Below are 18,364 nucleotides of genomic sequence, written 5' to 3'. Positions count from 1 at the left end.
CCGAACGAGGCGGCAATGAAAGAATCCGTATCGAAGCAACCGTCGCTGCACGAAGACGCCGTCGACCACCGCGAAACGGAGTACGACGTCGACCCGCTCTTCGTCACCCGCTGGTCGCCGTACGCGATGACCGGTGAGCCACTCGAGGAAGAACAGTTCCTCCCGCTGTTCGAGGCCGCCCGGTGGGCACCATCGGCGTACAACAACCAGCACTGGCGGTTCGTCTACGCCACCCGCGAGGACGACGAGTGGGAGACGTACGTCGACTTACTCGTCGAGGGGAATCGGGTGTGGGCTACGGAGGCGGCCGTCCTCGGCGTCATCGCGTCGAAGACGACGTTCGATCACAACGGCGAACCTGCACCGACGCACTCGTTCGATACCGGCGCTGCCTGGCAGAATCTCGCGCTCGAGGGCGCCCGCCGCGGACTGGCCGTCCACGGGATGGCCGGCTTCGACTACGAACGGGCGGCCGAGGAACTCGATGTCCCCGAGGAGTTCGAGATCGAAGCGATGTTCGCCGTCGGCGAGCACGCACCCCCGGAGACGCTTAGCGAGGACCTGCGCGAGCGCGAGCAGCCAAGCGGCCGCAAGCCCATCGAAGAGATAGCCCATCGCGGCACGTTCGAGTAACTCGACGTCGCTCCCTGTGATTGCTCGACCTGTAGCCACCCATACGTTGTGATCGTTTTCTGACGGCGTCGACCCGATCGACGCTCTTTCACCACACCACCTCGAGCCTCCGCGTCCGAGTCGGCGTTACATTTCGATAGGGCGCGTTCTCCGACACGATCACCGATGGGGATCGGACCCGAACACGTCACGCAGCCACGCACCCTCCAGCGTCCTCGAGGGCAGCCATCGTTCACGTGAGCACGAACGAACCGTGCGAATTAACCAGTGACGACGTGGAAGCCGACGGTGTCGATCCCGAAGCACGTGATCCACTCGCCTGAATCGTCCGCCAGCTACCACGAACCCCCCTCATAGATACTAAACGCATGGATATCGGCGTTCACACCCCACCGTTGTACGATCGATCGTTCGAGGACGCCCTCGAATTTCTCGCAGACCGCGGCGTTAGCGCGGTCGAACCCGGCGTCGGCGGCTATCCCGGCGACGACCACCTCGAGCGCAACCGGTACCTCGACGACGAGTCGGCACAGGAGAGCTTGAAGGAGACGCTCGCAGACCACGACATGCGTATTAGCGCCCTTGCGACGCACAACAATCCGTTACACCCCGACGAGGACGAGGCCGAGACGGCCGACACCGAACTCCGCGAGGCGATCCGACTCACCGCCCAGCTCGAGGTCGGAACCGTCACCTGCTTTTCGGGCTTACCGGCCGGCGGCCCCGACGACGAGGTGCCAAACTGGATCACCGCGCCCTGGCCACCCGAACACGCCGAGGCGCTCGAGTACCAGTGGGAACGGGCCACGGAGTACTGGTCGAATCTCGCCGCGTTCGCCGACGAGCACGACGTCGACCTTGCGATCGAGATGCACCCGAACATGCTGGTGTACGAACCCGCTGGCTTGCTCCGACTTCGCGAGGTGACGAACGATCGCGTCGGGGCCAACTTCGATCCCTCCCACCTCTACTGGCAGGGGATCGACGTCACCGACGCGATCCGGTTTCTCGGCTCCGACGGCGCGATCCACCACGTCCACGCGAAGGACACGCAGATCTACGACGAACAGGCGCGGATCAAAGGCGTCCTCGATACGACCGCTTACGACGACGAACTGCACCGTTCGTGGCTGTTCCGCTCGGTCGGCTACGGCCACGGCGAAGACCACTGGAAAGACGTCGTCTCGACCCTTCGGATGGTCGGCTACGACGACGTCCTCAGCATCGAACACGAGGACTCGCTCACCAGTTCGATCGAGGGCCTCGAGAAAGCGATCGACTGCCTCCAGCGGGCCGTCTTTCGGGAAACTCCCGGCGAGGCCTACTGGACGGAGTAACCACCGACGAGACAGCTACCATACACTATGACACTCGACGTTGGCGTCCTCGGCTACCGGTTCATGGGTAACGCACACGCAAACGCCATGGCGCGACTTCCGATGTTCTTCCCGGATGCGCCCGCGATCGACCGTTCGGTCCTCGTCGGCCGCGACGAGTCCGCCCTCGAGGAGGCGGCCGACCGCTTCGGCTTCGACTCGATCGCGACCGACTGGCGAGCCGTCGTCGACGAGGTCGACGTCTTCTACAACCTCGGTCCGAATCACGTCCACGCCGAGCCCTCGATCGCCGCACTCGAGGCTGGCACGCCGGTCTTCTGTGAGAAACCCCTCGCCCCGACGCTCGAGACGGCCGAGGAGATGGCCGATGCCGCCGCGAACGCGGGCGAGGACGTGCCCGCGGGCTGCGCGTTCAACTACCGGTTCGTCCCCGCGATTCAGTACGCAAAGCGGCTGCTCGAGGCCGGTGATCTCGGCGAGATCCGCCACGTCCGCGGTCGCTACCTGCAAGACTGGCTGGTCGATCCCGAGGCCCCGTGGTCCTGGCGCAACGACGCCGAACTGGCGGGCTCCGGCGCACTCGGCGATCTCGGCGCGCACACGGTCGATCTCCTGCGATTCCTCGTCGGCGACGACGACCTCGCGGGTGAGATCGACCGCGTCAGCGGCCACCTGCGGACGTTCGTCGACGACCGTCCCGTCCCCGGGGAAGACGACACGCGGCCAGTCACCGTCGACGACGCCTACTCCGCACAGGTCGAGTTCGAAAACGGTGCAATGGGGTCCCTCGAGGCCTCGCGGTTCGCGACAGGCCACAAGAACGATCACACGATCGAGATCCACGGCTCCGAGGGCAGTCTGCGCTTTTCGCTCGAGCGGTTGAACGAACTCGAACTCGTACGAGATGGTAATCGAGGCTACGAGACGATCCTCGTCACCGACGCCGACGACCCCTACATTGACCACTGGTGGCCACCTGGACACGTCCTGGGCTGGGAACACACGTTCGTCCACGAGAACTACGAGTTCCTCAGCGCCGTCGCCGAGGGAACCGAGTTCGAGCCGAGTTTCGCCGACGGCCTCGCCGCCCAGCGCGTGCTTGCGGCGATCGAGGAGAGCGACGAGCGCGGCGAGTGGATCACGCTCGAGTGAGTCAGCAGCGCGGGTCGACTCGAGTGAGTCGACTCGTCAGGTCGGCCCCGAGTCGGGTTTCGACTCCGATTCGACGCGCGTCAGCGTCTTGACTCGTCGAACCAGACGCTTTTGCCGCCGAGTGGCTGGTCATCGAACTCGAGATGGCCGGCTTCGATACCAGTCACCTCACCCGTCACCGCCGGATCGTCGCCGCCGGTACGCTCTGCTTCGCGGACTTCGACCCCGTCGCCGACGTCGACGTGTTCACGAACGAGTGCTTCAGTTCGGTCGTCGTCCGCGTCCGGCGGAATCGTGAGTTCGGTCATCGCTCGACATCTGGACCGCTCTGGCCGTAAACGCCCGCGCGTCACCTGACGGCACTTTTTACGCGGTCGCAGTCCCGCTCCGATAGGGGCCTCGAGACGTCCTGTTCGACACGGTCCGTCGCGGGCGTCTCTCGTGCTGTGATTATTGTAGCCACTGAAAATCAGTGCACATACGATCGCACGGGAGGAGCGCGGTTCGGAGCGAGGAACCGAGCGAGAACCGCGGATAGTGCGATCGGTGTGGTTTCAGTTGTCACTATAGTTCCCCGGACGGGTGAACTATATGTCGTCCACCGTTCATTAACTCGCTAGTAACTGTTCTAAATAGTATTATATAATTTGATAATAATGACTGGGAGAAGCCCGACTGTAGCTATCCGACTATCGACCTTCGAGCCCAGAGCGAGCATTTCTTTCGGTTTCACCGCGTGGTACAGGCATCGGACACACCGAGTCGTAAAATTAAAACGACAGCAGTCAGATGTCGACAGATATCGAGTCTGAACGGCGAACAGTCCGTTTTTGGTGTTGGGACAGTACACTCTCCGAAAATCCGGGGTATAATAGATTGTTTAGTATATTGCTAATATATACTTTTACTTATATTTCGGTAGTCGGTCAGCTGTAGCTCTCTTCTGGCCTCGCGGGACCACTGAACAACGAGTAGAGAAACACGAAGTAGCCGACGATGATTGGGAGAAAGATCGCTGCGACGAGCGTAGTCATGTTCAGCGGAAGCGGGGAGACGACGGCGTCGGCGATCGTCAGGCCCGCTGCGGGATCGACCTGCGGGTACAGCAGCGTCGCGACGAAGACGACGAACGCGCCGGCGATGCCGGCCGCCGACACCAGAGCGATGCGGAACCGATCGTGGGCGATAGCGACGACGTTACCGACCGCGAATGCTACCGTCGCGGCGACCACGGCGACGGTCGAGCCCGACAGGAGGACCGACTGGAGCCCGGGATACCGGCCGTACAGCACGATGGCAGTCAGCACGAACAGGCCGACGTAGACGGCGGTTGCGAGTTGTCCGCGTCGGCCGACGCGGGCGCGCAGTTCGCCGTCGGTCTTGACGCCCAGGAACGCCGCCCCGAGCACGATCGTGAGCGCGACGACGGTGACGCCGATCACGAAAGGGCCGGCGGCGAGTGCCGAAGGAGTGCCGAGAACCCAGCTCGCGACGAAGACACCGAGCAGGAACGGCGAAGTGGCGCTTCCGACGACGAAGCAGGCGTCCCAGAATCGAACCCACGGCTCGTCGTCACGTTCCTCCCTGAGTTTCGACCCGAGTCCCCGCAGTGACAGCGCGAACAGGATCGCGAACACCAGCAGGTAGTGACGCGACAACAGATTAGCGTACACCACCGGAAAGCCCGCGAACAGTACCGTCCCGAACAGGACGAGCCACACCTCGTTGGCCTTCCAGACCGGGCCGAACGCCGCGAGCATCGTCTGCCGTTCTGCCTCGTCTGCCTCGGCATACAGGATGCCTAGGCCGAAATCGAAGCCGTCGAGCAACAGATAGACTCCCAGCGAGACGACCACGAGCCCGAACCAGATCTCGGGCAGCGACTCGAGCAGGTACGCCGAGTCCGAGAGGAGCTTAGTCATCGGCAGTCACCCCCGGTGCGTCGGGGCGGTCGTCCTCCTCGATGCCGACCTCGTGTCGCTCGGCCTCCTCGTCTACGAGGCGCTTGAAGACGTAGAGGAAGACGCCGAACAGCAGGATATACCCGATCACGAACGCGATCAGCGTCAGGGTCGCCTCGGTCGAGGTCAGTGGCGGTGAGACGCCCTCGGCAGTCGTCAGGACGTCCTGAATGATCCAGGGTTGACGACCGATCTCGGTGACGTACCAGCCGGTGATCAGCGCGACGAACCCGAGCGGTGCAGAGATCATCAGCGCTTTGAGCAGCCGCTCGTCGTCGGCGAGTCCACCCCTCCAGAGGCGGTAGGTTCCCCAGGCGCCGAGCGCGATGAACCAGAAGCCGAGCCCGACCATGATCCGGAACGACCAGAACACCCACGCGACGGGTGGATTTTCATACTCGAAGTCATTTAACCCGGTTATCTCGTATGATGGGTCACCGTGGCTTGCGAGGAACGAGGCCAGATACGGGATACTAATGGTATAGAGGTTATCTGCCCGGGGGTCAGTAAACGATTCGAGTTCCGTTGGAATCGCAACAATGTGTAAATCAGCAGAGCCGGTTTCGTAATGTGCTTCCATCGCGGCGAATTTCTGAGGCTGTGTCTCTTCGACGTGGCCTGCATACAGGTCACCGTGAATGGCCTGAAACATCGACGTAATCAGAAGGACGACGACGGCCACCCGAAGCGCCGTGTTCCAGACCTCGCTGTCGCGGTTCTTCCAGACGAAGTACGCCGCGACGCCTGCGATCAGCAGCGTCACGGAGATGATCGCGGCGTTTTGCATGTGGACGTACATCCACGGGAATCGAGGGTTGAAAAACGCCGCAACGGGGTCGACGAGCTGGGCAATCGGGACGCCGCCTTCCATCACGACCTCGTGGCCGCGGGGCGTCTGCATCCAGGAGTTGACGACGAGGATCCAGAACGCAGAAAGCCACGCGCCCAGCGCGACCATCACCGACGAGAGCGCGTAGAACCACTCGGACACCCGCTCACGACCGAACAGTAACACGCCGAGGAAGACGGCCTCGAGCATGAACGCCATCTTCGCCTCGAACGAGAGCGGCCCCCCGATCAGTTCGCCGGCGGTTTCCGAAAAGGCCGCGAAGTTCGTCCCGAACATAAAGCCCATCGGGATGCCGGTGACGGTTCCCATGACGAACCCGATCGCGAACAGTTTGGTCCAGAACTTTCTGAGTCGGGCGTATCGTTCCTTTTCCGTCCGAACCTCCTGGACGGTGAAGTAGACGAGAAACGGTGCGAGTCCGACGGAGAGGGCCGCGAACACGATGTGAATCGTGATCGCCCAGCCGAACTGGGCTCGGCTCGCCAGCTCCGGCGAGAGAAACGACAGCCACGGCCCGACTTCGAACAGTGCCGTCGTGAGTGTTGGGTCGGTCATCAGTCGGCTTGCGTACATATCGTGCTCACCAGTGAGTCACAGTTAGGGACGACCGATGGGTAAACTCATGTTCGGCTATAGCCAAGTTTTTACCATCGAACCAGAGCCTTTATCGCCTTTTAGCGATACAGTTCGATTGATAAACCAGAGTGTAGTGGACGAACGGCCAATTTATTCTGCTGGAAGAATCGTCCGGGTTCGGGGTCGGCCGCTCAGGCGAGGGGTGCGTCCTCGAGTTCGGCGTGTCGCTCGAGGTAGCGTTTGACGAGTTGCGATTCGGCCATGCGGAGCCGGTAAGAAAGCGTCGACTCCGGTACGTCGAGTTCGGCTGCGAGTTCGCCGATCGTGACCTCCCGGGGGCGTTCGTAGTACCCCCTTGCGGCCGCTTCGGCGATCGCCTGTTGCTGTGTCCCAGTCAGATCCGAGCCGACGAAGTCGTCGCCGTGCCACGTCGTCGCCTCGCCGATGTGGCCCAGTTCGACGTCGATGCCCGCAGTGCAGGTTTCCTCGACGAGGTCGAACAGATCGCCGACGCACTCGTCGGATCGCAACAGTACGCGCCACTGTTCGCGCCCCGCATGGGCGTTACACTCACAGATCGTCCCCGTCCCCGACGCAGCCGCAATCGCCGAGTCGATCGATGGACAGTCGTCGAGTTCGTCGACGTACACGCAACACAGCCGTCGCCGCGGCGTACACTCGAGCGGGTACACCGTGTTCGTGGCTCGACAGGGTTCGATGCCGATCGGTCGCGGACGGAACTCGCGGTCCTCGAGGACTGTCTGGAGCCGATCGGCGGCTTCTGGTGGGCCAGTGAGCCGAACGAGCTGGACGGCCGACATCGGCCCGAGCGTGACGGAAATCTTCGAGGCCTGGAGCGTCGGATGTTCGTGGAGGACGTCCGCGACCGGATCGACGCCACGCTCGTACGCCAGGGTGAACGTGACCTCGCGAAGGCGACGCTGGTGGGTCATAGGCCCGATTGCGCCCCCCGAGACGTCGTCGGCAGTTCGACCGTGTGGCTGTAGCGATTCCCCGACTGGGTCGCGAACGGTACGGTGGCTGCCATCCCGTCCGGAAGGAGGGGCCGGATTCGCCTAAAGGAGTCGAACGACGTGGTTTTGGCGGGGAACGACGGACTCGTCGATCACTGCGGAAAATATTGCGACGACCATCCGTGATGCATCCTCTCGAGGCTAGGGCGGACGCTCGAGCCTTCCGGTTCGTATCGTACCTCAATCACTCGGTCGTGACGAGGCTCGCCTCGACGATGCTCACGGTACCGGATCGTAGCCGCGCATCCAGGTGCTCCAGTACATCGACGGAATAACGTTGACGTCCATGATCCAGTTCATCTTGCTGTTGATCGGCGCCGAGATCGGTTTCTCGTAGTCGAACTCGGCGATCATCGCCTTCCCCTTCTCGGTCAGCAGCGGGCAGGCAGTGTAGCCGTCGTAGGAGGCGGTGAACGAGCGCTCCTCGATCAACGCGGCGAGATTGTCGACCAGTGTGTGCGTCTGTTTGCGGGCCGCAGACGCCGTCCGCGAGGTCGGGAGGTTGCTACAGTCGCCGAGGGCGAACACCTCGTCGTATGCGTCGTGCTGGAGGGTCTCCTCGTCGATGGTGACGTACTCGCCATCGCCGGTCAGCGGCGAGCGCTCGGTCAGTGCCTCGCGGCCGTACTGTGGCGTCACGGGTGCGTACATATCGTACTCGACCGTTCGGCCATCCGTCGAGTGGATCTCCTTCGCCTCGCCGTCGACCTCGGCGACGGTGAACTCGGGGACGAATTCGATGTCACGGTCCGCCCAGATCTCCTCGATCTTCTCGTTGTACGGCGCCTTCTGGGGTGTCGTGCCGAACGGAACCTCGATCGGTTTGGTCATGACGAGGTCGACCTCGTCGCGCATCCCCTGTCGCCGGAAGTAGTCCTCGGCGAGCATCGTCAGCTTCAGCGGCGCGCCGCCGCATTTGATCGGTGTCTCCGGCACCGAGACGACGAACCGGCCGCCGTCGAACTCCTCGAGCGCCTCACCCAACTCGAGGGCGGCCTCGTAGTGGTAGAACGGGAAAACCGAGTCGGTCCCCTCCCAGGCGTCGACCAGGCCGTCGACGGCGTCGTCACGAAGTGCGTTCCCGAGCGCGACGACGAGATAGTCGTAGGCGACGTCGCCGTCGTCGGTCTGAACGATTCGGTCGTCCGGGTCGACGCCCTCGACGGTCGCCTGGCGGAACGTGATCTCCTCGCGGAGGAGGTCCCTGATCGGCCGGCGCTGCTGGTCAGGCTCTTTGTACCCGAACGGGATGAGGTAGTACGACGGCTGGTAGTAGTGGTACTCGCTTCGGTCGACGACGGTGACGTCGACGTGGTCGAGTTTCCGGGAGAGCCGGTTGGCCGTCATCAACCCACCTGCGCCGCCACCGAGCACTACGACGTGCGGTGTTGCAGACATTGTCGGTAGTGATTGCTACTGGGCCATCAACGTTCCGTTGGTGATCGCCAAGGTCGCAGTCACCACCGTCGTGTCGATACACGACGGCGGGTTCGCCGATCGATCCTTCGACGACCGAACCAACAGCGATAGGGGCTGGCCGGCCGCATCGATGGGTATGAAAGCGGTCTACGCGACAGACCTGTCTGCAGCCAGCGAAGCGGCCATCGAGACCGACACCTGCCTCGAGTGTCTCGACCGAATCGGCGTCGATACCCTCCACCTCGTCACGGTCGTGCCGGCCAACGTCCACGCCGGAACGCCCGGCATCGATCACGAAAAACGGCGCAGACGCGCGCTTCGCCGCTATCGCGAGACGATCGAGGCCGCGGGCCTCGAGGTCGAATCGCACGTCGTCCGGGGAACGCCACACCGCCGAATCAACGGCATCGCCGAAACCGTCGGTGCGGACCTGACGATCGTCGGCTCGCGGGGTAAACGCACGCTCGAGAACCGGCTCATCGGCTCGACGACGCGGAACCTCGCGCGGACGACGGTCGTACCGCTGCTGGTCAACCGGATCGAACGCGAGACCGACGACCCGGTGCTCATCGAGGGCCAGCTGTTCCGACGAGTGTTGTACGTGACCGACTTCTCCGAGAACGCCGAGCGTGCTTTCGAGGCGTTCTCATATCTCCGTCACGCGACCCGCGAGGCGACGCTCGTTCACGTCGAGACGCCGAATAGCCCCCAGCCAACCGGCGACGAGGCTCCCGGCGACAGACTCGCCGAACTGGCGACTCGGCTCGAGTCGTGGGACGTCGATGCGACCGTCGAGGTCCGAGCGGGCGATCCGGCCGAGGAGATCATCACAGCGGAAGCCGAGTACGAGCCGACGACGACGCTGCTCGGCTCGCGCGGCCAGAGTCGACTTCGACGGCTGTTACTCGGGAGCGTCTCAGAGTCCATCGTCGCGAATGCCCGCGGCAACGTCTTCCTCGTTCCGCCGAACCGGACAGCCTGAGAGGGATCACCAGCCGTCGGTGTCGGCCGAGCCACGACCCGGCAGCCAGGGACGCCGGAGGGCTGGTCTCGAATGTGTAGTTTCGACTGGCCAAATCGTCCTCCGCTCACTGTGTTTGGATCGGCACAGTCACACGACGGACGTTGCTGGGGGCCCGAGTTACTGTCCGGAAATCGACCCGACCAGTCGGATCGAAAACAAACGGAAAACCGCCGTGTGGCGGTCGTCGTCAGTTGAACAGGTGATTCATCACGAACCGCTCTACGAGGCCGGGACGGCGGCCGTCGTGGGTCTGGACCATGACGGCGGTCGTGTCGACGGAGTCGACCAGTCGGTTGCCGGGTCGCCCGAGCAGGCGGGCACTCAGCCCGGTCCGGTCGACGCCGGTTACCAGCAAGTCGGCGTCACCGACGAACCTGGTCAAACCGGCCGTCTCGTCGTCGGTCTCGATGATCGTCGAGCGCGCCGGCACCGTCAGGATCGAGATGAGTTCCTCGTGGTAGCGCTCGATCGATTCTCGCTGGCTTTCGGGTGCGTTCTCCGGAATCGCCTGCAGGAGATTGAGCTGTGCACCGGTCTCCTCGGCGACGGCGTCTGCAAAGAGGAGCTTCAACGGATCGTACGCCCCGCGGTTGGCGACGACGGCCATCTCGTTTGCGCCGTCGAATCCATTATCGTCGACGAGCAACACGTCACAGGGGGCGTTTCGAAGCAGCCAGTCGGTCTCACCGCCGAACAGTCGCTCGTGGAAGTCGGCCTGTCGTCGTTCGGCGATCACCAGGTCGAAGTAGCCGTACGTGGCGACGTCGACGATGGTCTGTTTGTGGTCTTTGCTGTCGATTCGCCGGTACTCGACGTGGACGTCATCGGTCTGACTCTCGACTGAACGTTGCTCGACGCCGCCGGAGGATCGAACCGGGAGCGAAACGGAACAGCCGTCGGGGAACCACGACGGCGCGTCCTCCGAATCCGCGGGCAACCAGTCGGGGACGGTCCCCGCGTACACCTCCGGGTGGTCCTCGGCGAACACGCGGTGTGGGACGTCGACGAACTCGACGACCGACACGGACGTGGTCCGGAGCCGACCCATGTCCGTCGCCATCCGAAGCATGTCTCGTCTGGCGTCAGCCGACGTCTCCTCGGTAACCGCGACCAGCACATCGTACTTCGCGTCGGAGTCGAACAACTCCCTGGTTCGGCCGGTCGCCCGCTGGCTGACGTTCTCTCGAGCGCCGACTCTGGCAGCGCCCTCACGCTCAATGCGGGGCCGGGCGTAGAAGACGTACCAGCCGACGGCGACGATCGTGATCGCCACCGCACCGGCAAGTGGCACGGTCCCCATCTGCGTGAGAACGACCAGCCCACCAGCCATCCCGACGAGCTGTGTCCAGGGGTACAGCGGCGAGACGAACTCGGGGTCGTAGTCGTCGACGACCCCCTCGCGAAAGCCGATCACCGCCAGGTTCACCAGGATGAACACGAGGATCTGGAACGCCGAGCCGAACTTCGCGACCTGCTCGATCGGTAACGTCGCGATCATCAGCATCATCACTCCGCCGGTCACGACGACCGCGAGTGCAGGCGTCTTGAACCGTGCGTGGAGCTGCTCGAACTGTCCGGGGACGAGCCCGTCTCGAGCCATCGCGAACGGGAACCGCGAGGCCGACAGCAAGCCGGCGTTCGCCGTCGACGCGAGCGCCAGCAGCGCCGCGAGGACGATGATCAACGCACCGAGTTCGCCAAGGACTGCCTCGGCGGCATACGCGATCGAGGCGACTTCCTCGCCGCCTTCGGGGACGAACTCGCCTCCAGTGGAGAGATCGGGTGCGACACCGATGGCGACGTAGACGATGAGTACGTACAGTGCTGTCGTCACCAGCAACGAGCCGATCATCGCCCGGGGGATGGTTGTGCCGGGATCTTTCACTTCTTCGGCGACGGCGGCGACCTTGATCACCCCAGCGTAGGAGACGAACACGAGCCCGGTCGCCGCGAGAATGCCCTCAGAAGTGAGGTCGAACGAGCCGGCCGTCTGTGCGGGCTCGACCGACGGGAAGCCGCCGACGACGAAGTACGCCATCGCGAGGATCATCACGCCGACGATCGCAAACTGGAGTGCGCCGGTGCTCTTCGTGCTGACGACGTTCAACACGGTGAAAACGATCGCGAGCGCGAGCGCGATCGGAACGACGTACTCGGCGAGTCCAGGTGCAACGTACACGAGATACGGAACGCCGCCGATAAGCGCCAGTGCACCCTTGAACGAGAGCATAAACCAGTTGCCGATACCGGCGATCGTTCCTAACAGCGGCCCCATCCCGCGTTCGACGTATACGTACGAGCCGCCGTCTTCCGGCATTGCCGTCGCCATCTCGGAGGCCGATAGCGCCGCCGGCAAGACGAGCAAGCCGGCGATCAGGTACGCCGCAACGACTGCCGGACCGGCGGTCGCGTACGCGATTCCGGGCAGGATGAAGATTCCACTGCCGACCATCGCGCCGATAGCGATCGCTGTGGTCGCGGGCAATCCGAGATCGCGCTGTAAATCGCTCGTCATCTCTCGGTATCACCTCGCTCAGTACTGATCGTCGAGGCTGTCCGGACGCTTGGCAACCGTTGCTGTCGATGATTCATCCGCTCGCTCCGGTGTTGACGATGGCAGTGACTACAGGATGGCCAACTGATCAGTTCGTCCGAACTGCGGTTTCGGTCTGGCCATCGTCGCTCACTGGACCTCGCACGGTGGTACCATTGTGTTCGTCTCATTGGTTTGAATTTGCGGTAGTTCTGATCACTGGGTTCTGTCTGCGAACCGATCGCTCAATCGTGAGGGTGGAATCGCTTGATAGCTCGATCGACAGCGTCCATTTGACCGAGGAAGGTGACCCGGTCGCCCTCCCGAAGTCGGTGACCACCCGTCGGCACCTCCGTCGTTCCATCCCGGTGGGTCAGCAACCCGACGATGCACTCGTCTGGAATTTCGGCATTGAGCTCGGCGATGGGCTTTCCCACCAGATCCGACGCCGTCACTTCGATCTCCTGGACGTCGCCGGTCCGGCCGAGTTCGTTCATCCACGCCGACAGCGACGGCCGTTCGAGGACGTTCTCGAGCGACCAGGCGGTGGCCATCGAGAGGTCAATGGCGCGGACGCCGAGGGCTTCGAACGCCTCGACGTTCTCGGGCTGGTTGACCCGCGAAGCGACCGTCTCGATGTCGAAGGTGGTCTGAGCGAGCTGACAGACCAGGAGATTGACGTCGTCGTCCGGCGTCGCCGCGATCACCGTCTTCGCCTCGCTGACACTGGCACGCTCGAGGACGTTCGCCTCGGTGCCGTTTCCCTCGATCGCACGGAGGCCCCGTTTGCGGGCGGTTTCGACCGCATCTGGAGCCTCGTCGACGAGCAGTACGTTCTCTCCGTCCTGTTCGAGCCGCTCTGCGAGGGAGAGGCCGACCCGTCCCCCGCCAACGATGATGGTGCGCATTGGTGAAACCTCGAGTGCGTTCGCGATCTGTCGTGCGAAGCCGGCCTGGAGGACGACTGTCGCGAAGATAATCAGAAAGACGGTTCCAGCGAGCAACTGGGCTTCCTGTGGCCGCCCGAGCGCCTGGAGTTCGACCGCGAACAGCGTGGCGACGCTCGCTGGGATGATCCCGCGGGGGCCAACGGCGCTGAGAAAGAGCCGTTCGGTGTGCGTAAAACGCTCGCTGGTCGTCGAGAGGTAGATCACGGCGGGCCGGATCACCATCGTGATCGCGACGACGATGGCGAGCCCGGCCAGCCCGAGTGCCATGATGTCCTGAAAATCGATCAGCGCCGCCAGCGCGACGAAGATAAACGAGAGGACGACCACGGAGAGGTCGTCGAGGAAACCGATCACGTCCTCGTGGTAGGGCAGGTCGACGTTCCCGAGGACGAACCCGGCCATCGCAGCCGCGGCGATGCCTGTCTCACTGGCGATCGTTTCCGCGCCCGCATAGGCGACGACGACGCCGGCGAGGACGATCAACCTGGCGTGCAACGGTCCAGTTTCCGGGGTAAACTCCCGCTGATTGAGCGCAAGCCAGACGGCGGCAGCGACGAGTGCGCCGAATGCCAGTCCAACGAGTAATCGCCACGCGAAGTCGCCGACAAGGGAGATGAGACCGCCATCGCCGGCGATCAGCACCTCGAAGACCGCGACCACCAGGATCGCCGCCGTCACGTCGTTGATCACGCCCTCGCCCTCGAGGACCGAGGCCACGTGATCGCGGACGGTGACGACCTGCAGGATGGGGCCGACCACCGTCGGTCCGGTGGCGATCAATAGCGCACCGACTAACAGCCCCACCTCGAGACTGGTCTCGAGAAAGAGGACGACCGCAGCGGCCGTCCCCAGCCACGTGATCAGCGCACCGACGGTGGTGAGCCTGGAGAGCGCCGTTGGACTCTCCCGGAGCTTCTCGACGCGGAGGTGGTAGCCACCCTCGAAGAGGATGATCGCGACGCTGACGCCGACCATCGCCGAGAGTCCGCTCCCGAAGGTCTCACTCGAGACGAGCCCGAGGACTTCGGGACCGATGGCGATCCCGGCGAAGATCAGAAAGAGGACACTCGGGATGCGGAGTCGATCGGCGAGTACGCGGGAGGCAACGCCGAGAGCTAAGATAACGGCGACGACGGTGACGAGCATCACGATGAAACGCGTGATAGCGCAGTAGCGATGGTTCCGGGTGTGTCAGCGCTGTCCCGTCGACTCCGCGGAGGCATCAGTCACCTCCGTCGGGAGTCGCTTTCGTGTGCGATCCGTCCATTTCGACGTTCTGAGCGGCCTGATAGAGGATCATCAGCCCGACGAAGAACGACGAACCGACGAGCAAGACCACGCTTAGCACGTCGAGTGCGTCCGTTCCCAGCCAGTTTGCGAGTTCGCTCAACGCGATGCCGGCGCTGGCCAGCACCATCATGATGCCGAAGTAGATGATGACGTCGTCTTCTTCGACGATCGTTGTCGCCGCCGAGCCGATCCGTGCACCCATCGCGCTGCCGACGAGCAGCGTTCCGACGACCGCGAGGTCGACGCTGCCCGACGCCCCGTAGGTGAACGTGCCGAACGCGCCGGAGAACAGCCCGGCGAACAGGCTCGTCCCGACGGCGGCAGTCAGCGGCGTCCCGATCAGGTAGTAGATCGCGGGCATCCGCATGAAGCCGCCGCCAACGCCGATGAGTCCGGAGACGAGGCCGACGCCCCCGCCGGCACCCGAAATCGTCCACAGCGACGCCCGGCCGCCGGACGTCAGCGAGATCATCGGAGGAATGGTGTACGACTGAATCCTCTGGCCGACCGCCGGTATCTCCTCATCGTCGACGCCATCGTCGTCCTCATCGTCCTCGTCGAGATTGTACGCCCGGCGCAAGAAGAGCGCACCAATCCCCGCCAACAGGAGCACGTATGCGATCCCGGTGACGAGGTTGGCGATCCCTAGCGCCTCGAGAGCGAAGACGAGGCGGCTCCCGAGTTCGATACCGATCGAGAGCACGACGAACAACACCGCGCCGAGTTTGTAGTCGACTTGCCCGACGTCGTAGTGTTTCATCACGGCGATAACCGACGTGCCGAAATAAAACGCGAGCCCGCAGCCGATCGCGACTGACGCGGGATAATCGAGGATCAACAGGGTAGGCGTGATCAGGAACGACCCGCCCATCCCGAAAAAGCCGAACAACACGCCGACCATAAAGCCGAAGCCCACGAACAACGCCAGCAGTGGCAGGCTGAGCCCAACGAGTTCCATCGACTAGGTCACCCGCTGGACGCGTGCAACTACTTTCTGGACGAGCGACTCGAGCCAGCCGTAGGCGACGTAGAGGACGACTGCCTGGGCGGTGATGAACCCGACGACCGCGAACGCGCCGAGCAGTCCGCCTTCGATTCCGAGCATATGCGTAGCGATAGGTTCCCTCGAATCAGTCGTCCGCGACGGCGCTATCTTCGGTGGCTGCACAGCGGTTGGGGCCAAGCTCGAGTTCGTTACGCTCGTCTTCGCCCGCTGGCTCGTAGACGCCGAGGTTCGTCTCGATAACCTTCTCGTAGTTCGGCGGCTTCGATGGCAGGTTGTCGAACATGTGCTCGACGAACTCGTCTTCTTCGAGCTGGATGATCTCGTTTTTCGCCCAGATCTCGCCGACGGTCGAGAACATCGGTGCGCCGGGCTGGACGTCGATGTACTCACCGCAGTTGGTCAGCGAGAAGTGTCCAGGGAGGATCTTGACGTGGTCCGGCAAGGTCCCGATCTTGTGGTGGAGCGTCTCGTACTGGACTCGAGCACCGGCTTTCGCATCCTCGCCAGCGAACTGGAGCTCGGTGCGGCCGATCGACTCGACGAACAGCGTATCGCCGGTCACCAGTGCCTCATCTTCGACGAGGTAGGAGGTCATACCCGTGGTGTGACCCGGCGTATGAACTGCCTTGATGGCGATGTCGCCAACAAGCACTGCTTCGTTTGGCTCGAGGCCGTCGAATTCGAACTGCGGATCCCGCGTGGTAGCGGGTTCGCCGAGGTGGTAGGGGGTGTCGTACTTGTCGGCGAGCATGCGGCCCGCAGAGATGTGGTCCGCGTGAATGTGTGTATCGAAGACGCGGGCAATCTCGTAGCCACGGTCGGCTGCAGCGGACTCGAAGGCACCGGTCGCACGCGTGACGTCGATGAGTGCGGCTTTACCGGTACGCTTCGAGCCGACGAGATAGCCGAGACACCCCTTCGCACGGCGCTGGAGCTGGAGGATCTCGAGTTCGTCGCGTTCGGTCGCGATCGGAACGACGTCGTAGACCAGACTCCAATCTTCCATTCCACCGTCAACGTAGGCGACGTCTTCGAAGCCTTCGACCTCGGTGAGGTACTCGGCGAACGCACCGGCCGAGTTGCCGGTTGCACACGTGATGATGACCGCGGCTTCGGGGTCGTAGGCCTCGGGGTCGAACTCGCCGACGAGTTCGTCGTCTGAGCCCGAGTACTGGACGTTCTCGGCCTCGGCAATGTGCCACTCTTCGAAATCCTCGGGCGCTCGCGTGTCGAAGAGCACGTCGAACGCATCGGCTTCGATCCGGTCTCGTAAGTCTGCTGCCGAAATGGCTTCTACCATACGAGAGATCGTTCGTACCGTCTAATCTTAAGAATTCGAGCACCCAGAATTATTGTTCCATTCGACGATCGTGTGCTCGGTTCCCGGAAAGAACCTACGGAAGTTGCCGCGACTCTCCGGCGGCCTCCGACAAGCAGGGACAGGAGCCGATCTCAGTCGTCGGCGACAGTTTCGGACTGCTCGTCGGGATAGCCGGCATGTCCATCGTGGTCGACCGCTGTCGCTTTCAGGCCCGCGGAGACCGCTGGAACGTCGGCGTCCGAGACGGCTCCGTATTCTTCGATCGCTTCGAGCGAGCGCGGGAACGCACGCAGGTCTTTGTGAACCGCGATACCCGCGTTGGCACCCTCGCCCATCGCGATTGGGACCTGATTGTGTCCGGGTGTGAGGTCGCCAACGGCGTAGACGCCGTCGACCGACGTCCGTCCGTGGTCGTCGACGGCGACGGTACCATCGTCGGTTCGCTCGAGGCCGAGTGACTCGACGAGGTCGTCGTGGTAGTTCGACCCGTACATCGGGAACCCGCCGGTGTACTGCCGCGTCGTCCCGTCTTCGAACTCGAAGGACTCGAGCCATCCATCGCCGCGTTTGGTCATGCCTGTGATCTCCTCGGTGACGACGTCGACAGGGTGGGCCTCGAGCATCGTCGCCGTCTCCTCGCTCCACTCGGGTGCGTCACCACGGGTGAGCACATCGACGTCGTCGGTGTAGTTCAGCATGATCATCGCAACGTAGGCGGCCGCATCGGTCGTTCCCATCACGTAGACGGGTTCGTCGACGAACATGAACGCATCACAGTGCAAACAATAATGCAGCCCCCGCCCAGTTCGTGGAAGCGGTGGATCTGGGCGCTCGTCAGCGAATCCCGTTGCGAGGACGACCCGACAAACGTCGACCGTCTCGTCGTTGAACGAAACGCGGAAGCCACCGTCGACCGGACTCGAGTCAAGGCCGTCGATCGGGGTGACGTCCTCGACGAGCCCACGTTCGACGTCGGCACCGTATCCCTGTACCTGCTCACGGGCGGTCTGAAGGAACTCGTTGCCCGAGACGTGTTCTTCGATGCCGATGACGTTGTGGGTTTCCTGCATCATAGCGGCGCGGCCGCCGCCACGATCGACGACTAGCGTGTCGAGCCCCAGTCGAGTCGCGTACAGCGCACTCGTCAGTCCTGCCGGCCCGCCGCCGACGACCGCAACGTCGTAATCGAATCCGTCGTCCGTATACATATCTGATGCTACGTCGCAGGAGGCAAAAGCCTGTCTTCGTGGCTCGAGACGCCGATCGAACCGTCATACG

The 18,364-nt window shown here is 63.2% G+C and carries 15 protein-coding genes; 4 read left to right on the top strand and 11 right to left on the bottom strand.

Annotated features, from left to right (window positions below):
- Nucleotides 1-15 precede the first annotated feature (15 nt).
- The 3 genes from AArc1_RS06095 (at nucleotide 16) to AArc1_RS06085 (ending at nucleotide 3,122) form a co-directional block, all read left to right on the top strand.
- Complete coding sequence (locus tag AArc1_RS06095; RefSeq protein WP_117363533.1) at nucleotides 16-633, top strand: nitroreductase family protein; 618 nt, start codon at nucleotides 16-18, stop codon at nucleotides 631-633.
- 368 nt (nucleotides 634-1,001) lie between these two features.
- On the top strand, nucleotides 1,002-1,970 hold the full coding sequence (locus AArc1_RS06090) for a sugar phosphate isomerase/epimerase family protein (RefSeq protein WP_117363532.1): 969 nt from the start codon (nucleotides 1,002-1,004) through the stop codon (nucleotides 1,968-1,970).
- Between the two features lie 27 nt (nucleotides 1,971-1,997).
- On the top strand, nucleotides 1,998-3,122 hold the full coding sequence (locus tag AArc1_RS06085) for a Gfo/Idh/MocA family protein (protein ID WP_117363531.1): 1,125 nt from the start codon (nucleotides 1,998-2,000) through the stop codon (nucleotides 3,120-3,122).
- 80 nt (nucleotides 3,123-3,202) lie between these two features.
- Here AArc1_RS06085 and AArc1_RS06080 read toward each other — a convergent pair whose 3' ends face one another.
- The 5 genes from AArc1_RS06080 to AArc1_RS06060 all read right to left on the bottom strand — a co-directional run bounded on the left by AArc1_RS06080 (nucleotide 3,203) and on the right by AArc1_RS06060 (nucleotide 8,941).
- Nucleotides 3,203-3,430, bottom strand: a complete 228-nt coding sequence (locus AArc1_RS06080) for a hypothetical protein (RefSeq protein ID WP_117363530.1) — start codon at nucleotides 3,428-3,430, stop codon at nucleotides 3,203-3,205.
- A gap of 618 nt (nucleotides 3,431-4,048) precedes the next feature.
- Entirely contained in the window at nucleotides 4,049-5,044 is a 996-nt protein-coding gene (locus AArc1_RS06075) for a cytochrome d ubiquinol oxidase subunit II (protein WP_117363529.1), read from the bottom strand.
- Nucleotides 5,037-6,488, bottom strand: coding sequence for a cytochrome ubiquinol oxidase subunit I (locus tag AArc1_RS06070; RefSeq protein ID WP_228442429.1), 1,452 nt, complete (start codon nucleotides 6,486-6,488; stop codon nucleotides 5,037-5,039). Before AArc1_RS06070 ends, AArc1_RS06075 begins: the two co-directional genes overlap by 8 nt.
- A 212-nt stretch (nucleotides 6,489-6,700) precedes the next feature.
- Nucleotides 6,701-7,462, bottom strand: coding sequence for a helix-turn-helix domain-containing protein (locus tag AArc1_RS06065; protein WP_117363527.1), 762 nt, complete (start codon nucleotides 7,460-7,462; stop codon nucleotides 6,701-6,703).
- A 300-nt stretch (nucleotides 7,463-7,762) separates the two neighbouring features.
- A complete protein-coding gene (locus AArc1_RS06060; protein ID WP_117363526.1) occupies nucleotides 7,763-8,941 on the bottom strand; it encodes an NAD(P)/FAD-dependent oxidoreductase in 1,179 nt (392 codons plus the stop codon).
- 157 nt (nucleotides 8,942-9,098) lie between these two features.
- Between AArc1_RS06060 and AArc1_RS06055 the strand changes: the two genes are divergently transcribed.
- On the top strand, nucleotides 9,099-9,944 hold the full coding sequence (locus AArc1_RS06055; RefSeq protein ID WP_117365794.1) for a universal stress protein: 846 nt from the start codon (nucleotides 9,099-9,101) through the stop codon (nucleotides 9,942-9,944).
- Nucleotides 9,945-10,173: 229 nt separating this feature from the next.
- On the opposite strand, the gene AArc1_RS06050 is transcribed toward AArc1_RS06055, so the two are convergent.
- The 6 genes from AArc1_RS06050 to AArc1_RS06030 form a co-directional block, all read right to left on the bottom strand.
- Nucleotides 10,174-12,501, bottom strand: a complete 2,328-nt coding sequence (locus tag AArc1_RS06050) for an amino acid permease (protein ID WP_117363525.1) — start codon at nucleotides 12,499-12,501, stop codon at nucleotides 10,174-10,176.
- A gap of 263 nt (nucleotides 12,502-12,764) precedes the next feature.
- Nucleotides 12,765-14,615 carry a cation:proton antiporter domain-containing protein gene (locus tag AArc1_RS06045; protein WP_117363524.1) on the bottom strand — a complete coding sequence of 617 codons (1,851 nt, stop codon included), beginning with the start codon at nucleotides 14,613-14,615 and terminating at the stop codon, nucleotides 12,765-12,767.
- Nucleotides 14,616-14,691: 76 nt separating this feature from the next.
- On the bottom strand, nucleotides 14,692-15,717 hold the full coding sequence (locus AArc1_RS06040) for a sulfite exporter TauE/SafE family protein (protein WP_117363523.1): 1,026 nt from the start codon (nucleotides 15,715-15,717) through the stop codon (nucleotides 14,692-14,694).
- 3 nt (nucleotides 15,718-15,720) lie between these two features.
- Entirely contained in the window at nucleotides 15,721-15,864 is a 144-nt protein-coding gene (locus AArc1_RS18945; protein WP_186336655.1) for a DUF7512 family protein, read from the bottom strand.
- Between the two features lie 25 nt (nucleotides 15,865-15,889).
- The gene (locus AArc1_RS06035; protein ID WP_117363522.1) at nucleotides 15,890-17,065 is read right to left on the bottom strand and encodes an MBL fold metallo-hydrolase; all 1,176 of its coding nucleotides are present in this window, start codon (nucleotides 17,063-17,065) and stop codon (nucleotides 15,890-15,892) included.
- Between the two features lie 152 nt (nucleotides 17,066-17,217).
- Nucleotides 17,218-18,294, bottom strand: coding sequence for an NAD(P)/FAD-dependent oxidoreductase (locus AArc1_RS06030; RefSeq protein WP_117363521.1), 1,077 nt, complete (start codon nucleotides 18,292-18,294; stop codon nucleotides 17,218-17,220).
- Nucleotides 18,295-18,364 lie beyond the last annotated feature (70 nt).

The organism is Natrarchaeobaculum sulfurireducens, from assembly GCF_003430825.1.
In the GTDB taxonomy this organism is placed as follows: Archaea; Halobacteriota; Halobacteria; order Halobacteriales; family Natrialbaceae; genus Natrarchaeobaculum; species Natrarchaeobaculum sulfurireducens.
This window is presented reverse-complemented; position numbering and strand designations above follow the sequence as displayed.